The 3,998-nt window shown below is 57.4% G+C and carries 5 protein-coding genes and 1 tRNA gene; all 6 read right to left on the reverse strand.

Going from position 1 to position 3,998, the window contains the following annotated elements; translation table 11 throughout:
• Window positions 1-501: DUF4124 domain-containing protein (locus tag AC1D1P_RS16660; RefSeq protein ID WP_477673732.1), on the reverse strand; the 501-nt coding region annotated here is incomplete at its 3' end.
• Between the two features lie 116 nt (window positions 502-617).
• Window positions 618-1,091 (reverse strand): SRPBCC family protein, encoded by a 474-nt coding sequence (locus AC1D1P_RS16665; protein ID WP_477673733.1) that lies wholly within the window; start codon window positions 1,089-1,091, stop codon window positions 618-620.
• Between the two features lie 208 nt (window positions 1,092-1,299).
• Entirely contained in the window at window positions 1,300-2,214 is a 915-nt protein-coding gene (locus AC1D1P_RS16670; RefSeq protein ID WP_477673734.1) for a hypothetical protein, read from the reverse strand.
• Window positions 2,215-2,350: 136 nt separating this feature from the next.
• The gene (locus AC1D1P_RS16675) at window positions 2,351-2,761 is read right to left on the reverse strand and encodes a hypothetical protein (RefSeq protein ID WP_477673735.1); all 411 of its coding nucleotides are present in this window, start codon (window positions 2,759-2,761) and stop codon (window positions 2,351-2,353) included.
• A gap of 181 nt (window positions 2,762-2,942) precedes the next feature.
• Window positions 2,943-3,035, reverse strand: a tRNA-Ser gene (locus AC1D1P_RS16680).
• Window positions 3,036-3,070: 35 nt separating this feature from the next.
• Window positions 3,071-3,998: aspartate kinase (locus AC1D1P_RS16685; RefSeq protein ID WP_477673736.1), on the reverse strand; the 928-nt coding region annotated here is incomplete at its 5' end.

Below are 3,998 nucleotides of genomic sequence, written 5' to 3' on the forward strand. Positions count from 1 at the left end.
GCTGTTGGACATGCATTGGTAGAAGGCGCGGTCCCTGCCCATGGCGGACTGGCAACTGGTCAGATTGGTCTCTGCCTTGGCGCGACGAAACCTGGCGGCGTTGTTGTCGTAGTTGGCCTGGGTGATGTAGCCGGTTTTCAGGTTCTTGGCGCTCACCTCCAGCGCCGTATCCGCCTGGTCCTGCGCATTCCTGACCGCGCTGGCGCAGTCCAGCGGCACCTCCCTGGGGTCTGCTTTCTGCAGGGCTTTCTCCATCCCTTTTGCCAGGTCCTGTACGTTCTTGGGGATCTTCTTGGTGCCATCGGCGTTGTATTCTGTGGCGCGCACCTTGCCGTTGTTGTCGCCGCCAAAGCCGCTGTTGCTGTGCAGCTTCAGTGGCTCGACGCCCTTTTCGGTGACGGGCGGCTGCGCGCCGTAGTGGGTCCGGCCCTCGGCATCCACCCATTTGTAGACGCCCTGGGCGTGGCCCGGAGAAGTGACGATCAGCAGAGCCAGGCTCATACCGAGAAATTGAGGGCTGATTTGCAAGCGCATGGTGGGGTTCAAGATAAAAAGCAGAAATTCACCGGGAAAAGTCGTAGCGGAGCGGGGGTGGGGTTGACTGGCGCAACGCCTTGCTAGGTTTCAGCGGGTTCAGCCACCAGGTTTTCGAGTTTCTGCCGCAACCGCTTCATGCCAATTTCCGCCCTTTTGTGCATGACGCTTTTGAATAAATGCAGGAGCGTGGCTTTGAATAGCAAGCTGTCGTTGCGACTGAGCATGCGCCATGTAACGCTGCAGGAATCAGCACCCGTTGCCTGAAATAGCATCTCCATTCTTGGCATCAAAGGCGAGAACTCGCCCTCTGTAATGAATACCTTGTTGGATTGGGCATCTTTGACCCTGATTTTGATTTTTCTTTTGCCCCTGAGAGGGACGGCGACCGTTTCCAGATATTCCTTGCCGCGCTGCGCGTGCTCAAGCGTGTTGGCTGATTCTATGAATAGAACGCCCGGAAACCACTCGGCAAAAAGCTCGAGATTTGTCGCGTACAGGTATGTGGCCTCGACGGATCTGGCGATGGTTGCGGTCTGTTCAGTGAGTAGCTGCAATGCAATTTCCAATTTTCAGAACCAGCGAGGCCAAACTTGGCGCCATGACTGGACGCCTTTGTTCGCCAAGCAAACAAAAGCCTCGGATATTACGGAAATATGGAGGTGCGGTCTTGAATCAAAACGACATGTGCGGCGCATCTTGTGGCACTGGGTGCACAAGAAGTACGGGCGCCTGTACACACCTGTGGGCAGGGCCCCGGGGCTATCAACGCGCCTTCAGCGCCTGCCTCAACCGGTAGGGCCAATAAGACTCCTGGGTTTCAATGGCGCGTTGCAGATCCGTTGGACTCAGACCCGAGTAGCGTTTCACTTCCCGGCACAAGTGCGCCTGGTCGGAGAATCCCATTGCATCGGCGACATCCACCAAAGACGAGCCGCCAAACGCGCTGGCGCCGTGTCCACGCGTCAATGTCGACTCCATGCGTACCAGCCCGCGGATCGAACGCATGGGAAGCCCCAATTGCCCCTTGATGAACCGCTCTCGTTGGCGCGTGCTTTGCCCATGGGTTGACGCGGATGCACGCAGCGCTACCGCATCAACCCAGTCATTGAACAAGGACAGGCCATCCGGCGGTGTTGCCACCGGCCGCGGCGAACGCACGGATATCCAGCGAGGCGTTAAAAAAGCTTCAATGATTTGAATGCGTGCCAGATCGTCGCTGGCCCGCAGGACGGCAATCGCCATCTGCTGCCAGTCTTTGCCCAGTACAGTTTGCAGATTCCTGGCCTGGTCCAGCAAACCGGCCACATTCAGATGTGTCAGTGCATGAAATGCATCCGGAAAAATAGTCAATGAAAACCCAAAGGCGGGGCCGTGGCTTTGCCAGACGCTGGGTTGCGTGCGAGGGCCGCGCAAGACGACCCGCCTTGACGACGGGGGCCATTCATCAACATCGATAGGCATCGATGATCGTCCACCGTGAATCGACCAGACAATACTGACCAGCGGAGACACCGGCAAATGACTGAAGCTTTGTTTGGGGCTCAGCTGGGCGTCCAAGGTGTCGCGCACCACATAAGCACATACGCAATCTGCCAGCAAGGGTGAAGGCTGGAATAGCGATGTGCGTGTGCCGGGGTGTATTGACCCGTCATCCACATCAAGATGGTTTATTGCCATGTTTTGCATTCAACTACGAGGCTAGCCRAAAGTAGGTATTACTTGCGAGGCGGACAGGCTCGTAGTCGTCAATATTTACGGAAATTTGTCGCCTTTCTCGCCTTTCGCTCGATTTTGGCGAATCAATGCTTTGACGCTAGCGTGAAACGATTGGGTAGAAGTCTATTTCTCCATCGCCGTCAGGTCCGATCCGGTAACGAGCCGGCCTGGCTGGGGTGGGATGGATCTCTAGTCGCGCAAGACCGCCGCCGCACACGCCGAAAGGTATGGCGCCAAGAGTCACAGGCTCTGCGGGCAGATGCAGCGTGACTGTTTCGCCAGCCTTCCCGAGTGCCGCCATCTTGTCGTTCACAAACAAGGTGGTTGGGCAATCGGATCCGGCAAACCCGGAGTCCCGCGTTACCGATACCGTGCCTTTGTCGGCCGCCGCCTCCGAGAACAGTAGATGTCGGGTGGAAGGTACTGTGGCGGCCTCGCCGCCCGGCGTTGGAATGCTGACGCAGCCAATCAGTGTGGTGAGCAAAGCAAAAGAGGCGACCAACTTCATGGTGATTCTTTAACGTTGTGCGGGGCCATCTGACCTGGAAAAGCTTGAGTCCAGGAACGCGGCCAGAATCAGCGCGACGGCCGCTTCGCGTTKAAAGCAGGGTTACCCATTCTTGAAACAACCGCAAAAATGGGGCGTAAAAAAACCGACTCTGCCCCATGCGGGAGAGAGTCGGTAGTCTTGGCGGAAACGGAGGGATTCGAACCCTCGATGAGGCTCTACACCCCATACTCCCTTAGCAGGGGAGCACCTTCGGCCACTCGGTCACGTTTCCAATAAATCGATTATCTCACGACTTCCCGGCCATTTTCAGGCGGCGGGCTGGTCCAGGTCAAAAGCCTTGTGCAGGGCGCGCACGGCGAGTTCCATGTACTTTTCGTCGATGACGACGGAAGTCTTGATTTCGCTGGTGGAAATCATCTGGATGTTGATGCCCTCTTCGCTCAGCACGCGGAACATCTTGCTGGCGATGCCCACATGGCTGCGCATGCCGATACCGACGATACTGACTTTGCAGATCTTGGCGTCGCCGGTGACTTCCTGCGCGCCCAGCTTGGGCACCACCTGGGTTTTCAGCAGGTCGATGGCTTTGGAGTAATCGTTGCGGTGAACGGTGAAACTGAAGTCGGTCTTGCCGTCCTTGCTGACGTTCTGGATGATCACGTCGACTTCGATGTTGGCATCGGCCACGGCGCCCAGGATCTGGTACGCGATACCAGGGGTGTCGGGCACGCCGAGCACGGAGATTTTGGCTTCATCGCGGTTGAATGCGATGCCCGATACGATGGCTTGTTCCATGTTTTCGTCTTCCTCAAAGCTGATCAAAGTGCCTGACTTGGCTTCTTCGTTGATGTCGATGTCCCATTCGGTGAAGCTGGACAGCACRCGCAGCGGCACCTTGTATTTGCCGGCAAATTCCACCGAGCGGATCTGCAGCACCTTGGAGCCCATGGAGGCCATCTCCAGCATCTCTTCAAAGCTCACGGTGTGCAGGCGTCGCGCTTCGGGCACCACACGCGGGTCGGTGGTGTAAACGCCGTCGACGTCGGTGTAAATCAGGCATTCGTGGGCCTTGAGCGCGGCTGCAATCGCCACAGCCGATGTGTCGGAGCCGCCACGGCCCAGTGTGGTGACATTGCCGGCCTCGTCCACACCCTGAAAGCCGGTGATGATGACAACTTTTCCGGCATCCAGGTCTGCACGCACACGTTCGTCGTCGATCGACTCAATGCGGGCC

The sequence above is a fragment of the Polaromonas sp. P1_E1_2 genome, from assembly GCF_056406035.1.

Bases quoted from the DNA above. Each gene is read 5' to 3' on its own strand.
- AC1D1P_RS16675 (WP_477673735.1), bottom strand. From the start codon at position 2,761: ATGAAGTTGGTCGCCTCTTTTGCTTTGCTCACCACACTGATTGGCTGC.
- AC1D1P_RS16670 (WP_477673734.1), bottom strand. From the start codon at position 2,214: ATGGCAATAAACCATCTTGATGTGGATGACGGGTCAATACACCCCGGC.